14 protein-coding genes are annotated in these 19590 nt (G+C 72.9%); 9 read left to right on the forward strand and 5 right to left on the reverse strand.

Annotated features, from left to right (window positions below; translation table 11 throughout):
• Window positions 1–5: 5 nt before the first annotated feature.
• The 3 genes from IF28_RS0134675 to IF28_RS0134685 all read left to right on the forward strand — a co-directional run bounded on the left by IF28_RS0134675 (window position 6) and on the right by IF28_RS0134685 (window position 6323).
• Complete coding sequence (locus tag IF28_RS0134675) at window positions 6–4334, forward strand: cation-translocating P-type ATPase (protein WP_030229152.1); 4329 nt, start codon at window positions 6–8, stop codon at window positions 4332–4334.
• Between the two features lie 212 nt (window positions 4335–4546).
• Window positions 4547–5620, forward strand: coding sequence for a zinc-dependent alcohol dehydrogenase family protein (locus tag IF28_RS0134680; protein ID WP_030229154.1), 1074 nt, complete (start codon window positions 4547–4549; stop codon window positions 5618–5620).
• Between the two features lie 106 nt (window positions 5621–5726).
• Complete coding sequence (locus IF28_RS0134685; protein WP_030229156.1) at window positions 5727–6323, forward strand: hypothetical protein; 597 nt, start codon at window positions 5727–5729, stop codon at window positions 6321–6323.
• A 17-nt stretch (window positions 6324–6340) separates the two neighbouring features.
• On the opposite strand, the gene IF28_RS0134690 is transcribed toward IF28_RS0134685, so the two are convergent.
• Window positions 6341–7030 (reverse strand): class I SAM-dependent methyltransferase, encoded by a 690-nt coding sequence (locus IF28_RS0134690; protein WP_037894680.1) that lies wholly within the window; start codon window positions 7028–7030, stop codon window positions 6341–6343.
• A gap of 90 nt (window positions 7031–7120) precedes the next feature.
• Here IF28_RS0134690 and IF28_RS0134695 point away from each other — a divergent pair, with 90 nt between their 5' ends.
• Complete coding sequence (locus IF28_RS0134695) at window positions 7121–7573, forward strand: flavodoxin family protein (protein WP_030229161.1); 453 nt, start codon at window positions 7121–7123, stop codon at window positions 7571–7573.
• An 18-nt stretch (window positions 7574–7591) separates the two neighbouring features.
• Here IF28_RS0134695 and IF28_RS0134700 read toward each other — a convergent pair whose 3' ends face one another.
• A complete protein-coding gene (locus tag IF28_RS0134700; protein ID WP_030229163.1) occupies window positions 7592–8695 on the reverse strand; it encodes a YihY/virulence factor BrkB family protein in 1104 nt (367 codons plus the stop codon).
• A gap of 103 nt (window positions 8696–8798) precedes the next feature.
• Here IF28_RS0134700 and IF28_RS0134705 point away from each other — a divergent pair, with 103 nt between their 5' ends.
• The 3 genes from IF28_RS0134705 (at window position 8799) to IF28_RS0134715 (ending at window position 12616) form a co-directional block, all read left to right on the forward strand.
• Window positions 8799–9431 (forward strand): GNAT family N-acetyltransferase, encoded by a 633-nt coding sequence (locus tag IF28_RS0134705; RefSeq protein WP_030229165.1) that lies wholly within the window; start codon window positions 8799–8801, stop codon window positions 9429–9431.
• 184 nt (window positions 9432–9615) lie between these two features.
• Window positions 9616–10290: a lytic polysaccharide monooxygenase auxiliary activity family 9 protein gene (locus IF28_RS0134710; protein ID WP_030229167.1), complete on the forward strand. Its 675-nt coding sequence runs from the start codon at window positions 9616–9618 to the stop codon at window positions 10288–10290.
• A gap of 277 nt (window positions 10291–10567) precedes the next feature.
• Window positions 10568–12616 carry a DUF1996 domain-containing protein gene (locus IF28_RS0134715; RefSeq protein ID WP_078621643.1) on the forward strand — a complete coding sequence of 683 codons (2049 nt, stop codon included), beginning with the start codon at window positions 10568–10570 and terminating at the stop codon, window positions 12614–12616.
• Between the two features lie 54 nt (window positions 12617–12670).
• Here the strand turns inward: IF28_RS0134715 and IF28_RS0134720 are convergent, their stop codons facing one another.
• Both IF28_RS0134720 and IF28_RS0134725 read right to left on the reverse strand, forming a co-directional pair.
• A complete protein-coding gene (locus tag IF28_RS0134720) occupies window positions 12671–14878 on the reverse strand; it encodes an MMPL family transporter (protein ID WP_030229172.1) in 2208 nt (735 codons plus the stop codon).
• A gap of 190 nt (window positions 14879–15068) precedes the next feature.
• On the reverse strand, window positions 15069–17642 hold the full coding sequence (locus IF28_RS0134725) for a SpoIIE family protein phosphatase (protein ID WP_051713980.1): 2574 nt from the start codon (window positions 17640–17642) through the stop codon (window positions 15069–15071).
• Between the two features lie 153 nt (window positions 17643–17795).
• Here IF28_RS0134725 and IF28_RS0134730 point away from each other — a divergent pair, with 153 nt between their 5' ends.
• A complete protein-coding gene (locus IF28_RS0134730; protein WP_199809086.1) occupies window positions 17796–18377 on the forward strand; it encodes an AMIN-like domain-containing (lipo)protein in 582 nt (193 codons plus the stop codon).
• A gap of 18 nt (window positions 18378–18395) precedes the next feature.
• Here IF28_RS0134730 and IF28_RS0134735 read toward each other — a convergent pair whose 3' ends face one another.
• A complete protein-coding gene (locus tag IF28_RS0134735; protein WP_030229178.1) occupies window positions 18396–19088 on the reverse strand; it encodes a GAF and ANTAR domain-containing protein in 693 nt (230 codons plus the stop codon).
• 109 nt (window positions 19089–19197) lie between these two features.
• Here IF28_RS0134735 and IF28_RS0134740 point away from each other — a divergent pair, with 109 nt between their 5' ends.
• The gene (locus tag IF28_RS0134740) at window positions 19198–19464 is read left to right on the forward strand and encodes a hypothetical protein (RefSeq protein ID WP_030229181.1); all 267 of its coding nucleotides are present in this window, start codon (window positions 19198–19200) and stop codon (window positions 19462–19464) included.
• Window positions 19465–19590 lie beyond the last annotated feature (126 nt).

Here is a 19590-nt window from a genome sequence, read left to right on the forward strand (position 1 = left end):
CACAGATGCTCACACGCTTCGACGTCGCCCCCCTCGCGGGGGCCGTGGCGGGAGTCGCCGCCGGCGCCGCCCGCGGCACCGCACAGGGCATGACGTCCGTCCACGACACGACCCGCCGCCTCGGCCACGTAGCCCGCAACGCCCTCGGCGGCGGCCGGCACTGGCGGGCCGGACACCGCGTCCACCTGGCCCTGCGGCACCCGGACGGCCCCGCCGCCCCGCTCGCCCGCAAGGCCGCCGCCGAACTCCTCGACCACCCCGACGTCCTGACCGCGTACTGGGACGAGGGGCTGGCCCGGCTCGTCGTGACCGCCGTGACGGACACCGCCGGCGACCGGGTGACCGAGCACGCCGTCGAACTCGCCGGCCGGCTCGGACTCACCGAGGACGCCGGCCCCGAGGAGGAGGACGAGGACGACGCGGCCCACCCCGGCGACCCCCGCGAGGTACGGATCGCCGCCGCCGCGCTGCTGCTGGACGCCGCCGGTGTGACCGGCGCCCTCGTCGGCCGGTCGCTGCGCCTGCCCGCCGGGCCCAAAACGCTCACCGCCGCCGTCACCCTGCTCCGCGAGAACCCGCGCTTCCGCGCCCTGCTGAGGCGGCGCTTCGGCCGCAGTGGCATGGAACTCCTTCTCGCCGCCGCCAACGCCGCCGCGCACGGCGCCGGACAGTCGCCCGTCTCCCTCGTGCTCGACGGGCTGCTGCGCACCGGCCAGCTGACCGAGGCGACCGCCCGAGCCGCCGCCTTCGAGGCCCTGCACGACGACGTCTGCGACGAAGCGCGCACCAGCCTGCCCTGCCCCGCCGGCACCCGCCCGCCGCTGCGCGTGACCCCCGCCCAGGCGTACGCCGCCCACGCCGGCACCGGCAGCGTCGCGGGCGCCGCCGCCACCCTCCTCGTCACCCGCGACACCACGGAGGCGGCCGAGGCGGTACTCGCCGGATCCCCCAAGGCCGCCCGCTACGGTCCCGCCGCCTTCGAGACGGTCCTCGGCACCCACCTCGCCCTGACCGGCGTCCTCGTCCGCAGCGGCGAACGGCTGCGACAGCTGGAGATCGCCGACTCCCTGGTCCTGCACGCCGACGCCCTGCGCGGGCACGCCCCGCCGACCGGCCCGGAGCCCGCCCCCTTCGAGGACCCCGTCCACCCCTGCGCCGAGGCCGTCCTCGACGCGGCCCGCCGGGCGGGACTGCACGTCGTGGTCTGCGGCGGCGCCGACCTGAAGGACATCACCCGCCTCGCCGACGAGGTCGCCCCCGCCGGCCTGCCGTTCGGCGACGTCGTACGGGCCCTGCAGAACGACGGGCACATCGTCGTGAGCGTCGCCCGCGTGTCCGCGCACGGCGACGACGACGTGGCCGAGGGCCTGCCCGCGGGCGATGTGGCGATCGCCCTCACCGACACCCGCACGGCGATCGCCTGGGGCGCCGACGCCCTCGCCCCCGGCGGACCGGGCGACGTGTGGCGCCTGCTGACCGCCATCCCCGCCGCCCGCCGGGTCGGCCGCCGCTCGCAGACCCTCGCCCGCGCGGGCGCCGCCCTGTCCGGCCTCATGGTGGCCCGCGGCGGCACCCCCGGCGGCCGGCTCTGGCAGCGGCTCACCCGGCACGGCCCCGTGAACATCGCCGCGGTGGGCGCCCTGCTCACCGGCTGGACCGAGGCCGTACGCGTCGCCCGTGCCACGCCCCCCGAACCCCGGCTCCACGTGCCCTGGCACGCCCTCGAACCGCACGAGGCCCGCCATCTGCTGCGCGACGTCCGCACCGACGTTGAACCCGAGGGGCTCGCCCTGCTCGCCGGCCGCGCCCGGCAGCGGGCCGCACGCCTCGCCCGTACGCCCCTGACGGCCCCCGCCCGCTGGACCTGGCAGGCGGCCGGCGCCGTACGCCGCGAACTCGACGACCCGCTCACCCCCGTCCTGGCCACCGGGGCGGTCGCCTCGGCGCTGCTCGGCTCCGTCGTCGACGCGCTGCTCGTCGTCGGCGCCATGGACATCAACGCGGTCGCGGGCGGACTCCAGCGGCTGCGCGCCGAACGGGCGCTCGCCCGCCTCGCCGCCCGGCAGCAGCCCCAGGCACGCCGCCGGGTCACCCGGCACCGCACGGTCACCGTCGACGCCGCCCGGCTGCGGCCGGGGGACCGGATCGGCCTGGGCGCCGGCGACGTCGTACCGGCGGACGCCCGGCTGCTGGAGGCGGACGGGCTGGAGGTCGACGAATCCGCGCTCACCGGCGAGTCCCTGCCGGTCACCAAGTCCGTGGACCCCACACCGGGCGCGCCGGTCGCCCGGCGGACCTGCATAGTCTTCGAGGGCACCACCGTCGTGGCCGGGCGGGCCGAGGCGCTCGTCGTGGACACCGGCGACCGCACCGAGGCAGGCCGCGCCGTCGCCCTGGCCGCCCGCACCCCGCCGCCCGCCGGCGTCCAGGCCCGCCTCCAGGAACTGACCCGCAAAACCCTCCCTGTCACCCTCACCGGCGGCGCGCTGGTCACCGGGCTGTCCCTGCTGCGCGGCAGCCCGGTACGGCGTGCCGTCAGCGGCGGGGTCGCCGTGGCCGTCGCCGCGGTACCCGAAGGGCTGCCGCTCGTCGCGACCGTCGCCCAGATGGCCGCCGCCCGCCGGCTCTCCCGGCGCGGTGTCCTGGTCCGCACCCCGCGCACCCTGGAGGCGCTCGGCCGGGTCGACACCGTCTGCTTCGACAAGACCGGCACCCTCACCGAGAACCGGCTCCGCCTGGTCCGGGTGGCCACCGCCGACGGCACCGTCCTCGCCCCGGACGCCGCCGACGCCGTACCGGTCGTACGGCTCGCCGCGCGGGCCTGCCCGCAGGAGGAGACCGACGAGGGCCGCCGGGTCGTCCACGCCACCGACGAGGCCGTCCTCGACGTCGCCCCGCCCGACACCGGCTGGAGCGCCGACGGCGAACTGGCCTTCGAGGCCAGCCGCGGCTACGCCGCCGCCGTCGGCCGGGACGGCGACACCGGGCTCCTCGTCGTCAAGGGCGCCCCCGAGACGGTCCTCCCCGCCTGCCGGGACCTTCCCGAGGAGGCGGCGGGCACCGCCCACACGCTCGCCGGGCAGGGACTGCGCGTCCTCGCCGTCGCCCACCGCCCGCTGAAGGGTCCCGACGCGGACGCCGAACTCGACGCCGGCCTCGCCGACCTGGAGTTCGCCGGACTCATCGCCCTCGCGGACGTACCGCGCGACACCTCGCGGGAACTCCTCACCGAACTGCGCCGGGCCGGCATCCTGCCCGTCATGCTCACCGGCGACCACCCGGAGACCGCCCGCGCCATCGCCCTGCAACTGGGCTGGCCCGAGGGGACCGAGGTGGTCACCGGGGACGAACTGGTCGCCATGGGCCGCTCCGACAGGGTGCGCGCGCTGCACGGCGCCGGAGTCGTCGCCCGGGTCGCCCCGGAACAGAAACTGCACGTCGTGGAAGCCCTGCAGCAGGCCGGGCGGGTGGTCGCCATGGCGGGCGACGGTGCCAACGACGCCGCCGCCATCCGCGCCGCCGACGTGGGCGTCGGCATCGAGGCCCGCGGCTCCGCCGCCGCCCGCAACGCCGCCGACCTGGTGCTCACCACCGGCGACCTGTCCGTCCTGGTGGACGCCGTCGGCGAGGGCCGCGCCCTGTGGCGCAGCGTCGCCGACGCGGTCAGCATCCTGATCGGCGGGAACGCGGGCGAGGTCGGCTTCAGCGTCCTCGGCACCCTGCTCGCCGGGTCCTCACCGCTGTCGACGCGGCAACTGCTCCTGGTCAACCTGCTCACCGACATGTTCCCCGCCATGGCGGTCGCGGTCACCCCGAGCGACGACCCCTCGACGGCCGCACACGCCGCGACGGGACCGATGAGCCTCGACGTCCTCGGCACACCGTTGCTCCGCTCCATCCGCCGCCGGGGCATCACCACCTGCCTCGGCGCGGTCACCGCCTATCTGATCGGCCGCCTCACCCCCGGCACCGAACGCCGCTCCACCACGATGGCGCTGTGCGGAGTGGTCGGCGCCCAACTGGTCCAGACCCTCTCCGGCCGCCGCCGCAGCCCCCTGGTCTGGACGACGGCCCTGGGCTCCGCCCTGGTCCTCGCGGCCCTGGTCCAGACCCCGGGCGTCAGCCACTTCTTCGGCTGCACCCCCCTCGGCCCGGTCGCCTGGACGGGCGTCGCCCTGGCCATCACCCTGTCCGCCCTGACCCCCCGCCTGGAACACCTCGCGATCCTCCAGCCCCTCTACGCCCTGATCTCCCACCTGACCCACCGCCTGGCCACCTCCACCACCCGAACCCGCCACCTCCTGACCACGGGCATCGCCCGCCCGGTGGCCTGAAAGGGGCGCGGGGAACTGCGCGAAGGGGGTCTGGGGGCAAAGCCCCCAGGGACGGGACGGGAAGGGGCGGCGGGGGCGAAAAAAGGGCTGAACCCCACCCCCCCCACCCCCCCCCGAGCGAATCCACCCCCCTGCATCCAAACTGGAACCACAGGGCACCCCGAGACCCCCGGCCCCGCCCCCGACACACCCGCCGCGAGAAGGGTGAGGACATGAAGGGCTACGTCTTCCACGCCCCCGGTCAGTCCACCTGGCAGGAGCTCCCCGACCCCGCCATCGAAGACCCCACCGACGTCATAGTCCGCGTCGACGCGGTCACCATCTGCGGAACAGACCTCCACATCCTCAAGGGCGACGTCCCCGAGGTCCGCCCCGGCACGGTCCTCGGCCACGAAGCGGTGGGCGAGATCGTGGAAACCGGCACGGACGTCCGCACCGTCCGCCCCGGCGACCGCGTCCTGGTCTCCTGCATCTCCGCCTGCGGCCGCTGCGGCTACTGCCGCGAGGGCATGTACGGCCAGTGCCGCGGCGGCGGAGGCTGGATCCTCGGCCACCTGATCGACGGCACGCAGGCCGAGTACGTACGCGTCCCCCACGCCGACCTGTCCGTCCATCCGCTCCCCGGCACGGTGGCGAACGAGGACGCCGTCCTGCTGGCCGACATCTTCCCCACCGCCTACGAGGTGGGCGTGCTCAACGGACGGGTACGTCCCGGCGACACCGTCGTCGTGGTCGGCGCGGGCCCCGTCGGCCTCGCCGCGATCGCCACCGCCCGGCTGTTCGGGCCCGAGCGTGTCGTCGCCGTGGACCGGGCCGCCTCCCGGCTGCAGGCGGCCAAGGAGTTCGGGGCCGAGGCCGTGGCCGACGCGGGCGAGGACCCGGAGCAGCTGATCGCGGACCTCACGGGAGGACTCGGCGCCGACGTGGTCATCGAGGCCGTGGGTCTCCCCGAGACCTTCGAACTGTGCACCCGTGTCGTACGGCCCGGCGGACACCTGGCCAACGTGGGCGTGCACGGAGCTTCCGCCACGCTCCACCTCGAGGACCTGTGGATCAGGAACGTCACCATCACCACCGGACTGGTCGACACCCACTCCACCCCCACCCTGCTGCGGATGGCGGCCGCCGGCCGGCTGCCCACCCGGCAGTTCGTCACCCACACGTTCCCGCTCGACCACATGCAGGAGGCCTACGACGTCTTCGGCAACGCCGCCGAGACCGGGGCGCTCAAGGTCGTCCTCGGCGTTCCGCAGCACGAGGTGGTCCCCGTGCATCCCACGGTCTGACGGGCACACGGAAGGATCGGGCCGTTCGGCCCATGCGGGACCGGGGCGGCCGGGTCCACCCTGGAGAAGGACGCCGTTCGGTACCCGCGCGAGGAGGTGACCTCCCATGGCCATGACGCATGGTGCGAGGGTCCGCAGGGTGCGGCTGTGGCGATGGCGGCGCAACCCGCTGCGCCGCCGCAGCGATCTGGTCGAGGCGTGGCTGCTGGCCGCCACGGTCGTCCTCGCCGTACTGCTCGGGGCGCTCTCCGGCCTGGCGGCGGCGGCGGTCGTGGACGGGTCCCTCGCCGAGCGCCGGGAGCGCACCACACCCGTGCCGGCCGTACTGGCCGAGGACGCCGCGTCCCTGTCCGCCCCGGTGACGGAGAACGGCGACGGCGGCGTATGGGCCAAGGTGCGGTGGACGGCCGCCGACGGCACCACCCACACCGGCAGGGCGGAGGTCGACCCGGGCAGCTCGGAGGGCAGCGAGGTCACCGTGTGGACGGACACCACGGGCCGCCTGGTCTCCGCACCGCCCGAGGGCGCGGAGGCCCGCTTCCAGACCGTGATGTCAGGGGCCACGGTCGCCGTCGCCGCCGGAGGCCTGGTCGTCCTCGCCGGCTGGATCACCCGCTCCCGCATGCAACTGCGCCGTATGACCGCATGGGAAGCGGAATGGCGCCAGGTGGAACCGGCCTGGCGCAAACGCATGACAGGCTGACCCGCCACCCCGCCAGGTCAGTCGGCGGCCTCCGCGTCCCCCCGCCCGCAGTGCAGGAACAGCTGGGGTTCCGGGCCGGCGTCGGGGTGGGTCGGGGTGAACATCACGTTCTGCTGCCACTTCACGGTCAGGCCCGCCCCCCGTACCAGGGCCACGACGTCCTCGGTCGCGAAACTGGTGACCCGTACGTCCTGGCCCATGAAGACGCCGTCGAACTCCTCGACGTCCAGCGGCACCGTGGCCAGCACCAGCAGGCCGCCCGGCCGCAGCGCCCGCGCCAGCCGGCGTACCAGCTCCCTCTGTTCCGCGCGGGTCATCTGCAACAGCGCGAAGTACACGCACACCGCGTCGTACGAACCGTCCTCGAGCGGCATCCGCCGAATGTCCGCGCACCGGAATCCGGCGTCCGGCACCTGCCGGGAAGCGATCTCCACCATCACCGGGGACACGTCGACGCCCAGCACCCGATGGCCCGCCCCGGCGAGCACGGCGGCCGTGGGACGGCCCGTCCCGCTGCCCACGTCCAGCACACTGCTGCCGGGCGCCAGCTCCCCGAGCAGCCGGTCCAGCGAGCGACGGTGCGCGGGGGAGGAGGCGAACGCCTTCTCGTACTCTCCGCCCAGCGCGTCGAACACCGCGGCCGCCGGTGACCCGTGATCCTCGTCGAACAAGACGCACCCCGTCCGTCGCGTACCGATGCGGGGCATCGTGCCATCCCCGTCCCGCCGTCACAACGGGACGGGGACACCGCCCGTGGCGGCTTGCGGGCCCCCGGACCGGCACGGCAGGGTCGGAGTGTGCCGACACTGCTGATCGTCCACCACACGCCCTCGCCCAACTGCCAGGCGATGTTCGAGGCCGTCCTGTCCGGGGCCACCGACCCGGAGATCGAGAACGTACGGGTGGTACGGCGCGCGGCGCTGGCCGCCACCCCCGCCGACGTCCTGGAGGCCGACGGCTACCTCCTCGGCACCCCGGCCAACCTGGGCTACATGTCCGGGGCGCTCAAGCACTTCTTCGACCAGGTCTACTACCCGTGCCTGGACACCACCCGCGGCCGGCCCTTCGGTTACTACGTGCACGGCGGGAACGACGTCACGGGCGCCGTCCGGGGCATCGAGACGGTCACGACCGGCCTCGGCTGGCGCCGCGCCGCCGACGCCGTGACCGTCACCGGCGAGCCCGACAAGGCCGCCGTCGAGCGGTGCTGGGAACTGGGTGCCACGCTCGCCGCCGGCCTGATGGACTGAGCCCCGGCCCACGTCCCGTCAGGTCTTGTCCAGACGCCTTCGGTCCTGCTCGTCCCAGGCCCGGGTGTCACGCGGCTGCGTGTACGGCTCCGCCTCGGGCGGATGGCCCCCGGCGATGGCCCGCTGCCGGGCGATCTCCGCGTCGAACTCGAGCCCCAGCAGAATGGCCAGATTGGTGATCCACAGCCAGATCAGGAACACGATGACGCCCGCCATCGTGCCGTAGGTCTTGTTGTACGAGCCGAAGTTGGCCACATAGAGGGCGAACCCGGCGGAGGCGAGCAGCCAGATCAGCAGTGCCAGGAAACTCCCCGGAGTGATCCACCGGAACCCCTTCACCTTGGCGTTCGGGGCCGCCCAGTACAACAGCGCGATCATGACCACGACCAGCAGCACCAGCACCGGCCACTTGGCGATCGACCACACGGTCAGCGCGGTGTCGCCCAGCCCGAGCAGATCGCCCGCCTGACGGGCCAGCCCGCCCGTGAAGACCACGATCAGCGCACTGATCACGGCCATGATCATGAGCGCGACCGTCACCCCGAGCCTGACCGGCAGCACCTTCCACACCGGGCGTCCCTCCGGCATGTCGTACACCGCGTTCGCCGCGCGCATGAACGCCGCCACATAGCCCGACGCCGACCAGATGGCCAGCACCAGACCGATGATCGCCACGAGCGACCCGACGCCCGCGTTGCCCTGCAACTGCTCCACCGCCCGGGTGATGATGTCGCGGGCCGCGCCGGGGGCGGTGAGCTCACGGAGGTTCTCCAGCACCTTGTCCGTCGTGGATTTGCCGGTCAGTCCCAGGATCGACACCAGGGCCAGCAGCGCGGGGAACAGCGCCAGCACGCCGTAGTACGTCAGGGCGGCGGCCCGGTCGGTGAGCTCGTCGTCCTTGAACTCGCGCAGACTGCCCTTGAGTGCCGCGCCCCACGCCCCCTTCGGCAGCTTGGCCGGTGAGTCCGGCGCCGCCCGCTCCACCTCGTCACCGGGCCCGGGTTCGCCCTCCGCCGCCGCGTCGGTCCCGTGTCCCGCGGCGGGCTCCCGCGTCGCGCCGGGCGGACGGGGCTCGTCCGTCGCGCTCCGCCGGTCGTTCCGCCCAGGGATATGCAGCTTCATACGCGCCGGGTAACCAGACAGCGACGGGCCAATCCCGGGGCCCACGCCCCGAATCGGCCGCAAAGGGGTTGTGGGAGCGCTCCCAAGAATGCAGGATCGGGACATGACCGAGTCCCCCAGGATCCGCCCGTACCGCCGCGAGGACCGGCCGGCCCTCGACGACATCTGCGTCCGCACCGCGCACAACGGCCAGGACAGCCGCCCCCATTACACCGACCCCACGGTCTTCCCCGACACCTTCGCGGCCCCCTACGTCCATCTGGAGCCGGAGCTGGCCTTCGTGCTGGACGACGGCACGGGCCGGGCGGTCGGGTACATCGTGGGCGCCGCCGACACCGTCCGCTTCGCCAAGGAGTTCCGCGCCGCTTGGCTGCCCCTCGTCGCCGACCGGCACCCCGAGCCGTCCGGCCCGCCGGCCACCCCCGACGAGGCCATCGCCTGGCTGCTGCACCACCCCGAGCGGATGATCGTCCCGGAACTGGCCGAATGGCCCGCCCATCTGCATATCGACCTGCTGCCCGACTGGCAGGGGCGCGGTCACGGCCGCCGGCTGATGCGGACCCTCCTCGAAGCCCTCCGGGACGGGGGAGTGCCGGCCGTCCACCTGGTCATGGCGACGGCCAACAAGCCCGCCCGGGGCTTCTACGACCGTATGGGCTTCACGGAGATCGAGGTGCCGATGGACGACTCGGTGGTCTGCCTCGGCCGTACGACCCACGATCTCGACGGACTCTGAGGAGCCGGCGCCCGCCGCTGTCGAAACGCGTCGAACACGCCACGAGCCATCCGGAAGTGGCGCGAATCCGTGTTGCCGCTGCGCCCCGAGGGGCGCAGCCTGTGGACTGGGAGCGCTCCCATGAACGTCGTGGGAGCGCGCGCCCGCATCCCCACAACCCCCACAACAGCGGAAAGAAGGCACCATGACTTGGCATGGTCATGACGCATTACCGTTGCGGTCCCGGCTGTCGCTCGCGCTGACCGCCGTCGCCGCCCTGCTGCTCTGTCTGATCCCGTGGAGCGGCACCGCCGTCGCCCACGGCTCGGTGATCGACCCCGCGTCCCGCAACTACGGCTGCTGGCAGCGCTGGGGGAGCGACTTCCAGAACCCGGCGATGGCGCAGGAAGACCCGATGTGCTGGCAGGCGTGGCAGGACAACCCCAACGCCATGTGGAACTGGAACGGCCTCTACCGCAACGGCTCCGCCGGCAACTTCCAGGCCGTCATCCCCAACGGCCAGCTGTGCAGCGGCGGGCACACCGAGGGCGGACGCTACAACTCCCTGGACACGGTGGGCGCCTGGAAGACCACGAACCTGAACGACAGTTTCACGGTCCAGCTGTACGACCAGGCCAGCCACGGCGCGGACTACTTCCTCGTCTACGTCACCCGGCAGGGCTTCGACCCCACCACCGAGCAGCTGGGCTGGGACGACCTCCAGCAGGTGGCCCGCACCGGCTCGTACGCGCCCAGCCAGAACTACTCGATCCCGGTGAGCACTTCCGGCCTCAGCGGCCGCCACATCGTCTACACGATCTGGCAGGCCTCGCACATGGACCAGACGTACTTCCTCTGCAGTGACGTGAACTTCGGTTAGATCCACGGCACTTCACCGCCCTCGTCCCCAAGTCCCCGCCGGACCACCCGAGTCCGGCGGGGACTGCGTGTGTGGGGCCCGGGATTTCTGAGATTCGGAAAAGAATCCGTGAGGTGTTTGAACACGCGGCGGCCCCCCTGCGTATGGGGCGTGGGAATCCCCTGCCCACCCCCCGCAACAGAAGCGTAGGAGTACTGCCTTGGCACGCAACACACGCAGACGCCCGAAACAGCGCGCGACTCTCGCCGCATTCGCCCTGATCCTGGGCGGCGGCGGGATGATGGCGGCCAACGTCTACGCTTCCGCCACGGAGGAGAGCGGTCAGGGCGACGGCCAGGCGCAGGTCTTCTCGGGTGCCACGATCGACTGTCCGGACGTCGCCACCGAGCTGACGGCGGTCCCCGACGAGGCGCGGGCGGAGGTGGACAAGGAACTCGCCGGTCTGGACGCGCAGATCGCGGAGGCCTACAAGAAGCTCGGCGAGTCGGCCGACGTTCTCCGCCAGGACCCGGCCTTCGCGGAGAACGCGATCGCCAAGCCTCTCGAGGAGAAGCGTTCCGCGACCCTCGCCCGGATCGGGACCGCCATCGACCGGGTCGGCGACCGGCCCGAGGGCCTGGAGGAACTCGCCGACTGCGCGGTGCGCGAGTCCGGCAACGCCCCCGCACCGCAGGAGGGCGAGGGCGAGCAGGCCGGCGAGGGCGAGCAGGCCGGCGACGGCCAGGAGCAGCAGGGTCAGGACCAGCAGGAACAGGACCAGGGCCAGCAGGAGCAGGGCCAGGACCAGGGCGGGAACGGCGGGGCGGCCGGCAACGGGCCCGTCGCCGGTGACTACGTCGACATCGAGAGCGTCCAGCCCAACGTCGCCAAGCCCGAGCTGTCGGACAAGGCCTCGCGCGGCACCTTCGTCAGCGAGTGCGGTGTCAACGCGAACGGCATCTTCAACTCCGACAACGTGATCGCCGCTCCGGGTGTCGGCAACGGCGCCCACCACTTCCACGACTACATCGGCAACCAGGTCACCAACGCCTTCTCCAGCGACGACGACCTGGCGGCGGCCGACACCAGCTGCGAGGACCAGGGCGACAAGTCGTCGTACTACTGGCCCGTGCTGCGACTGCAGAACGGCACCGAGGAGAAGGACGCCCAGTCCCCGGGCGGCGGCATCGAGGGCAACGTCGGTGAGATCGTCACGCCCAAGGACGTCACGCTGACCTTCGTGGGCAACCCGCAGGGCGAGGTCACGGCCATGCCGCGGCTGCTGCGCATCATCACCGGCGACGCCAAGTCGTTCGTCAACGGCCCGGCCAACGCCAACGCCTCCTGGAGCTGCACCGGGTTCGAGGACCGGCAGCTGACGGACAAGTACCCGCTGTGCCCGCAGGGCAGTGACGTGGTCCGCAGCTTCGACTTCCAGAGCTGCTGGGACGGCCGCAACATCGACAGCGCCAACCACCGTACGCACATGGCGTTCGCCGACGCGGCCGGCAACTGCCCGTCCGGCTTCAAGCCGGTGCCGCAGCTGGTGCAGCGCATCGTCTACGACGTCGACGCGCCGAGCCTGAACGACGGCGGCAAGACCACCGCGCTGTTCGCGGTGGACGCCTTCCCGGAGCAGCTGCACAAGCCGATCACGGACCACGGCGACTTCATCAACGTCTTCGACGAGGACCTGATGAACGAGATGGTCGACTGCATCAACGAGGGCCGTGAGTGCGGCGCCGGCGTCGGCAACGGTGGTGGCGACAACGGCGGCGACAACGGCAACGGCGGCGGCGACAACGGCGGCGACAACGGCAACGGTGGTGACAACGGCGGCGACCAGGGCGAGGAGCCCCAGCAGCCGGAGGAGCCGGGCCAGGGCGGCGACGACAACCAGGACGACGGCGACCAGGGCAATGGCGGCGGCGACCAGGGCAACGGCGGCGACGACCAGAACAACGGCGGCGACGACCAGAACAACGGCGGCGACGACCAGAACAACGGCGGCGACCAGGGCGACGACGGCGCGCAGGAAGAGCCGTCGCAGGACCCCGCCGCCGAGCAGCCGGACGTCAAGGCCTCGACCCCGGCCGGGAACGGCGGCGACGCCGGCAACCAGGACGACGGCGACAAGGGCGGCAAGAACGACGGCGGTCAGGCGGCCGGGGCCGCCGAGGTGCCCGGCAGCCTCCCCGAGCTCGAGGCCGAGAACCAGGCCGAGGCCCAGGGCGGCAGCGGCAGCCTCGCCGAGACCGGCGCCCAGCTCTGGCCGGCCGCGATCGGCGGAGTGCTGGTGATCTTCGGCTTCTTCGTCCTGCGCAGCGTGCGGCGCGGCGCGGCCTGATCCCCCGCGGCGGGGGCAGGATCCCCCGCGACACGTGAACGGCGGCAGGTTCCCTCACGGGGCCTGCCGCCTCGCGTTTCCCTCCCCCTCCGCGTCGATGTGCGGCAGGATCCGGTCCAGCCACCGCGGCGTCCACCAGGCGTGCCGCCCCAGCAGGGTCATCACGGCGGGCACCAGCAGCAGCCGTACGACGGTGGCGTCGATGAGGACGCTGACCGCCAGCCCGAGGCCCAGCATCTTGACCACGACGTTGTCGCTGACGACGAACGCCGCGAACACGCTCACCATGATCAGCGCGGCACAGGTGATGACCCGCGCCGTGATCTCCAGCGCATGGGCCACGGACGCCCGCGCGTCCCCCGTGCGCAGCCATGCCTCGTGGACGCGGGAGAGCAGGAAGATCTCGTAGTCCATGCTGAGGCCGAAGATGATGGCGAACATCATCATCGGCACATAGCTCTCGATCGGCACCGTGCCGGAGACCCCGAGCGCCGGCCCGCCCCAGCCCCACTGGAAGACGGCGACGACGACGCCGTACGAGGCCGTGATGGACAGGACGTTGAGGACGGCCGCCTTGACGGCGACGAGCAGGCCGCGGAACACGGCGAGGATGATCAGGAAGGCCAGGGCGACCACCACGGCGATGATCAGCGGCAGCCGTTCGGCGACGATGTCCCGGAAGTCGACCTGTGCCGCCGTCGTCCCGGTGACATAGGTCGAGGCGTCCGTGCCCCGTACGGCGTCCGGAAGGGTGTCGTCGGTGAGGCGGTTGGCCAGGTCGGTGGTCGTCGCGCTCTGTGGGGACTCCTTCGAGTACACCGTGCCGACCAGGACGTCCCCGTCCTGCGTGGCCGTCAGCGGGGTGACGGCGGCCGCCCCCTGGACGCCGTCCAGCGTCTTCTGCGCCTGCGAGGCCAGGTCGGAGCGCTGGTCGTCCGGCACGGAGGACTGGTCGACGACGACGGTGAGCGGGCCGTTGGACCCGGGACCGAACGCGTCGGTCATCAGATCGTAGGCCCGGCGGTCGGTGAAGGAGGTGGGGTCCGCGCCGTCGCCGATATGGCCGAGCTGGATGGAGAACACCGGGACCGCGAGGACGGCGATGGTGGCGACGCCCGCCGCCAGGAACGACCATGGCCGGCGCTCCACCCGCTGGGCGTACCGGTGCCAGGTGCCCCGCGGTTCGGCGCCGGGCTCCGCGTCGGTCTCGGCCACCGGCCGGCGCACCCGGTAGCGGTCGATGCGTCTGCCGATCAGACCCAGCAGCGCGGGTACGAGGGTGAGCGCGCCGGCGACCGCGGAGACGACGGTGACGGCGGCGGCCAGCCCCAGCTTGGAGATGAACGAGACGCCCGACACGGACAGACCGGCCAGTGCGATGATCACCGTGCAGCCGGAGACGAGCACGGACCGCCCGCTGGTCGCGGTGGCGTGCCCGGCGGCCCCCACCGGATCCCCGCCGTCCATCACGTCCTGCCGGTAACGGGTGATCAGGAACAGCGCGTAGTCGATGCCGACACCGAGGCCGATCATGGTGGCCAGCGTCGGCGAGACCGTCGCGAAGGTGAACGCGGCGGCCAGCAGCCCCAGTACGGCGAGTCCGCCCACCACGCCGATCAGCGCCGTCAGCAGCGGGATCCCGGCGGCGAGGACACTGCCGAAGCCGATCAGCAGGACGACGATCGCGACCGCGAAGCCGATCAGCTCGCTCACCCGGTCGTCCGGGGCGGGCCGGGCCAGTTCGCCGAGCGGACCGCCGTACTCGACCTCGGCGCCGGCGTCCCGCAGCGGCTGTACGGCGTCGTCCACGCCGTGGAGGTAGCCGTCACCGAGGGTGGAGGGCTGGACGTCGAAGCGGACGGTGATGTAGGCGGTCTTCTTGTCGGAGGAGAGCGGGCCGACGTTCGGCTGGGACTGGGGCTGGTCCGTGGAGAGCGGGTTCTGTGCGGACAGGACGTGCGGGAGCTTTTCCAGGTCGGTGATGGTGGTCGACATCTGGTCTTCCAGCGCGGTGAGTTGCCGCTGGTCGTCGTGGAGGACGATCTGGCTGCTGTAGCCGCCGGCCTGGGGGTCGTGCTGCTGGAGGACCTCGATGCCCTTCTGGGACTGGGAGTCCGAGAGGGTGAAGTTGTCGGAGTACGTGCCGCCGGTGGTGCGGCTGAGGATCTGCAGGGCGAGGAGGGCGACCAGCCAGGTGATGATCACGATCACGAAGTGGCGGGCGCACCATTCGCCCAGGCGGCGCAGGACACCAGGTGGCATGGGCGCGTCTCCTCTGCCCGGCCGGGCGGATCCCGGCACCCCTTCATTACAGATGCGCGTCGTTTACCCGGCACCTCGGCCTCGTACAGGGGGATGCTTCTTTCGCCCCCGCCGCCCCCTTCCCCTCCCGTCCCCGGGGGCGCTGGCCCCGGACCCCCGCTCCTCGAACGCCAAAGGGGCTGAAGGGAACTCATCGCCAGGCGTACGCCGTCAGGAGCAGGGCCACGTCGTCCGGGCGGTCCTCCGTGCGGCGGGCCGTCTTGATCAATCGGTCCGCGAGGGAATCGACCGAGTCCGCCGGCCCGCGCGCCAGACAGCGCCGGATCACCTCGATCCCCGTCCCGATCTCCGCCCCCGGCGTCTCCACCAGCCCGTCCGTGTACAACGCGATGACACTCCCCGGCGCCAGCGTCAGGGCCGTGACCGGATACTCCGCCTCCGCCTGCACCCCCAACAGCACCCCGCCCTCCAGCTCCAGACTCTCCGTATGCCCGTCCGGATGCCGCAGCAACGGCGGCGGATGCCCCGCCCGCACCGCCAGCGCACGCCCGCTGGACGGATCGAGCTCGATGTAGCAGCAGGTGGCGAAGAGATCCGTCTCCAGCTCCGTCAGCAGCCGGTTGGTGTGGGTGATGACCTCCTGCGGCGGCCGCCCGCTCGCGGCGAAGGCCTGCACCGCGCTGCGCAGCTGCCCCATGACGGCCGCCGCACCCACGCTGTGCCCCTCGACGTCACCGATGACCAGCGCCACCCCGCGCCCCGTCCTGATCACGTCGTACCAGTCGCCTCCGATGGCCATGCCCTGGGTGCCGGGCAGATAGCGGCCGGTGGTCAGGATGCGGTCGATGACGGGCAGCCGGCGCGGCAGCAGCCCCTCCTGCAGTCCGCGCGCCACGGCCGACTCGGCGTCGTAGAGCCGCGCGCGCTCCATCGCCTGCGCGGTCAGCCCGCCCAGCGCGGTCAGCGCGGTGCGCTCCTCCGGAGTGAACCGGTGGGGCGCGTTCCAGCCGAGGATGCAGGAGCCGATCGGATGGCCGGAGGCGATCAGCGGCAGGAACGCCCAGGCGCTCATCGGGTCCAGGAGAAGCTGCGGATAGGCGTTGACGAGCGCTTCCGGCGACTCGAAGAAGAGCGGGAGCCGGGTGGTCAGGGCGTGCACGCCGGGCAGGTTCGCGTTGAGCGGGACCCCTTCGAAACTGTCGAGGAAGTGCTCCTGGTAGCCGGACTCCCACAGCAGGTACATCCGGTCGTCACGGATCGTGTAGAGGGCGATCTCCTGCGCGCCGAACGCGGGCAGCAACTGCTCCGCGACGGCCGTGCACACATCCCTGACGGTGACGGCCTCGGTCAGCACGCTGGCCATCTGCACCACGTGGTACAGGGCTCCCGCGCGTGCCGTCGCGACCACGTCCGAGGGCGGCGCCGCGCTCTCCCCGCCGGGCGGCGCCAGGGGCCGGCCCCGCTCGGCCCCGACGGGGGCGCTGGTCCGGAACACCCTGCCGGTCAGCCCGTGCACCCCGGGATAGAGCACGAACCCCAGCCAGACGTCCTCCGGGTCCTGCACCAGGTACGACACCGGCTCCTGCGACAGCATCGCCGCCCGGTAGCGGTCCTCGTACGCCGGATCACGCAGCCAGGGGAGCACCTCCCACGGATAGTGACCCAGCATGCGTTCCAGTTCGCAGCCCAGCAGCTGCTGGCAGCGGCGGTTGGCGTAGACGACCCGGCCGTCCTGGTCGAGGGAGAACACACCGTCCGGCAGCCGCTCGGCGGCCTCCGCCGCGACGATCCCGCCGGCCGCGTCGACGAGGGCGCCCACCAGCAGCCGGGTGGCCCCCTCCGCGCGTACGACATGTCCCCACAGTTCGACCGGACGGTAGCGGACCCGTCCGTCGTCCTGGGGCTCCTCCAGCACCCTGAAGTGCCGGGATCTGACCTGCCCGGTGTCCGCCGCCTCCCGCCGGGTCGCCCGCAGTTCGTACAGGTCGTCGGGGCAGACCCGCTCCTCGACCTCCGCCATCGTGCCGCCGAACTCCTCCCGGCTCACGCCCAGGAGGGACAGCGCGTCGTCGTCCCCGGACCAGCGGTCGGTGTCCAGGTCCCACTCGACCATGCCGACCGCCACGGCCCGTGCGGGCGGTGTGGGCAGCCGTACGCTGACCGGCTGGTCGTCGTAGTCGATGCCGTACACCACCGCGTCCGCGCCCTCCCCGCCGGGCATCCGGCGGGCGAATCCGGTGAGCCGCGCCTCCAGGTCCCGCCCCGCGTCGTGCAGCGCCGCCCGCGCCACCCGCTCGTCCACCGGCTCCCGGGCGGCCGAACGCAGCACGCACAGGACACCCACGGGCTCCCCGTCGACACGCACCGGGTGGAAGGCGGAGCCGAACGAGTACGGCAGCGCCGCCGTGAACTGCGGGAAGCGCAGCATCATGGCCCGCTGGTCCGGCAGCCACAGACTCTCGCTCCTGCGGTACGCCTCCGACATGGGCAGCGCGCCGCCCACCGGCACCCGCCACCACGGCATCAGCAGCGACCGGGGGACCCCGGCCACCACGCACAGCACCAGCGAGCGCCGGTCCGGGGAGCGCAGATACACCAGCCCGCCGTAGCCGCCGATGTCCCGGACCGCCGCCACCACCGGCTCCGCGATGACGTCCTCGATACGGGCGGCCGGGTTCACGGTCCCGCGCTCGTCCGGGCCCGTGCCGGCGCCGGGCACGCCTGCCGGCCGCTCCCGGCGCGGTTCGGCGGCTGCATCATCCATGTCGCGCCCTTCCGGTGCGGACGCACGGGACGTTCGTTCGCCCACCACCAGGATGTGCCATGCCGGGCGGTCCGGCGACGTGGGGCCGCAACCTTGAGGGCATCCCGGTCGTCTCACCCCATAGCAGAAGGATGCGAGCCCAGGGGGCTGAAAATGCTACAAAAGCGAATGATCTGCGCGACTCTCGTACTCGTGGGCGCCACGCTGACCACGGCGGCCGTCCCGGCGGTCGCCGCCCCGGTGGCGGCGGCCGGGGCCACGGCCTGTTCCACCGGCTGGGGCAGCCTGCCCAGGACGGACTCCGACAGTACGACCTCGCCGGTACGGGACATCAGGACCGGGCGGCACGACTGCTACGACCGCATGGTCGTCGACCTGCCCGGCGCCGAGCGCGGCGCGATCGGCTACTCCGTCCAGTACGTCGACCGGCTCCACCAGGACGGATCGGGCCGGCACATCCCCGTCGCGGGCGGCGCCGTCCTCGAGGTCCGGGTGGCCGCGCCCGCGTACGCCCCCGAGAGCGGCGAGCCCACCTACCCGGCACGCGCCGGGGGCACCCTGCCCGGTGTGAACCTCACCGGGTACCGCACGTTCCGGGACGCGCGGTTCGCGGGCAGCTTCGAGGGCGCCACCCAGATCGGGCTCGGGGTACGCGCGCGGCTGCCGTTCCGGGTGCTGCAGCTCGACGGCCATCTCGTGATCGACGTCGCCCACGACTGGACCGGCGGCCGCTGACCGTCCGCCGGCGCGCGGTCACTCCTTCAGGGTGCCCGTGTCGCGGACCCGGCGCGCCACCTCGCGCAGCTTGGTGTTGGAACGCTGGGAGTGGGTGCGCAGCAGGTCGAAGGCCTGGTCCTCCGTCAGATGGTGGCGGCCCATCAGGATGCCCATCGCCTCGCCGATGAGATGCCGCGTGGCGATGGCCTCCTGCAGCTGTTCGTCGGTGCGGGCGCTGGAGAAGGCGACCGCCGCGTGGGAGGCCAGCAGCCAGCCGGCCGTCTCGCTGTCCTCGGTGAACATCCCGGGCTTGCGGGAGTACACGTTGAGGGCGCCCAACTCCTCCTCCCGCGTGTACAGCAGGAAGCCCATCATGCTGCCCACACCGAGTTCCCGGCACTGGGGCACGAAGGAGGGCCAGCGTTCGGCGTGCTCGGTGAAGTCGGGAATGCGGAACACGCGTTCGGCGCGGTCGGGCCGGGCCGCGTCGAAGCAGGGGCCTTCGCGCAGGCGCTCCTGGAGACGGTCGCTGTCGTTCACCAGTTGTTCGGTGGGCGCCAGCGAACTCACCCGGTCCCCCCGCAGTACGAGGATTCCGGCGGCGTCACAGCCGTCGACGAGCTCCACCGTCGATTCCGTGATCTGTTCCAGGGTGGAGTCGAGGGTGTGCTCGGCCAGCAGGTCACGGGCCATGGAGGCCATCTGCTGCGCGAAGTACCGCCAGTCCACGCTCCGCCTCCCGGTGCACCTGCCGGCCGTCACCCACCATCGTGGCACGCCTGCCCATGCGGCACCCTTCCATGCCGTCGTTGTCAGTGGGGGATGTCACCCTGCCGGTATGGACGAACTGGAGTTCATGCGCGGCAGGGTCTACGGCGCGGACCACGACGACCCGTCCCCGCGCGACGACCGCACGTATGTGGAGCTGTCGGGCGGCCCCCTCGACGGCCTCCTCCTGGACATCACGGACCTTCCCGAACGGGACCTCCGCCACGGCGTGACGCTCCCCACGGAAATAGGCCGCTACGGCCCGGGCGCCCACACCCACTACACCCCCCGCACCCCAACCTCCCGCACCTACGACTGGCACGGCGACCTCCCCTAACCCCTCCTCCCCCCGGGGCTCCGCCCCCATCCCCCGCCTTCCCGCACGGTTCCGCCCAGCCCCCGCCACCCCGCGGTACTCCGCGCGCCGCCCCGCCGTCCCCACGTCCCCGCGCCGCCCCCGCCG

This window comes from Streptomyces sp. NRRL WC-3626 (assembly GCF_000718785.1).
Taxonomy (GTDB): Bacteria; Actinomycetota; Actinomycetes; order Streptomycetales; family Streptomycetaceae; genus Streptomyces; species Streptomyces edwardsiae.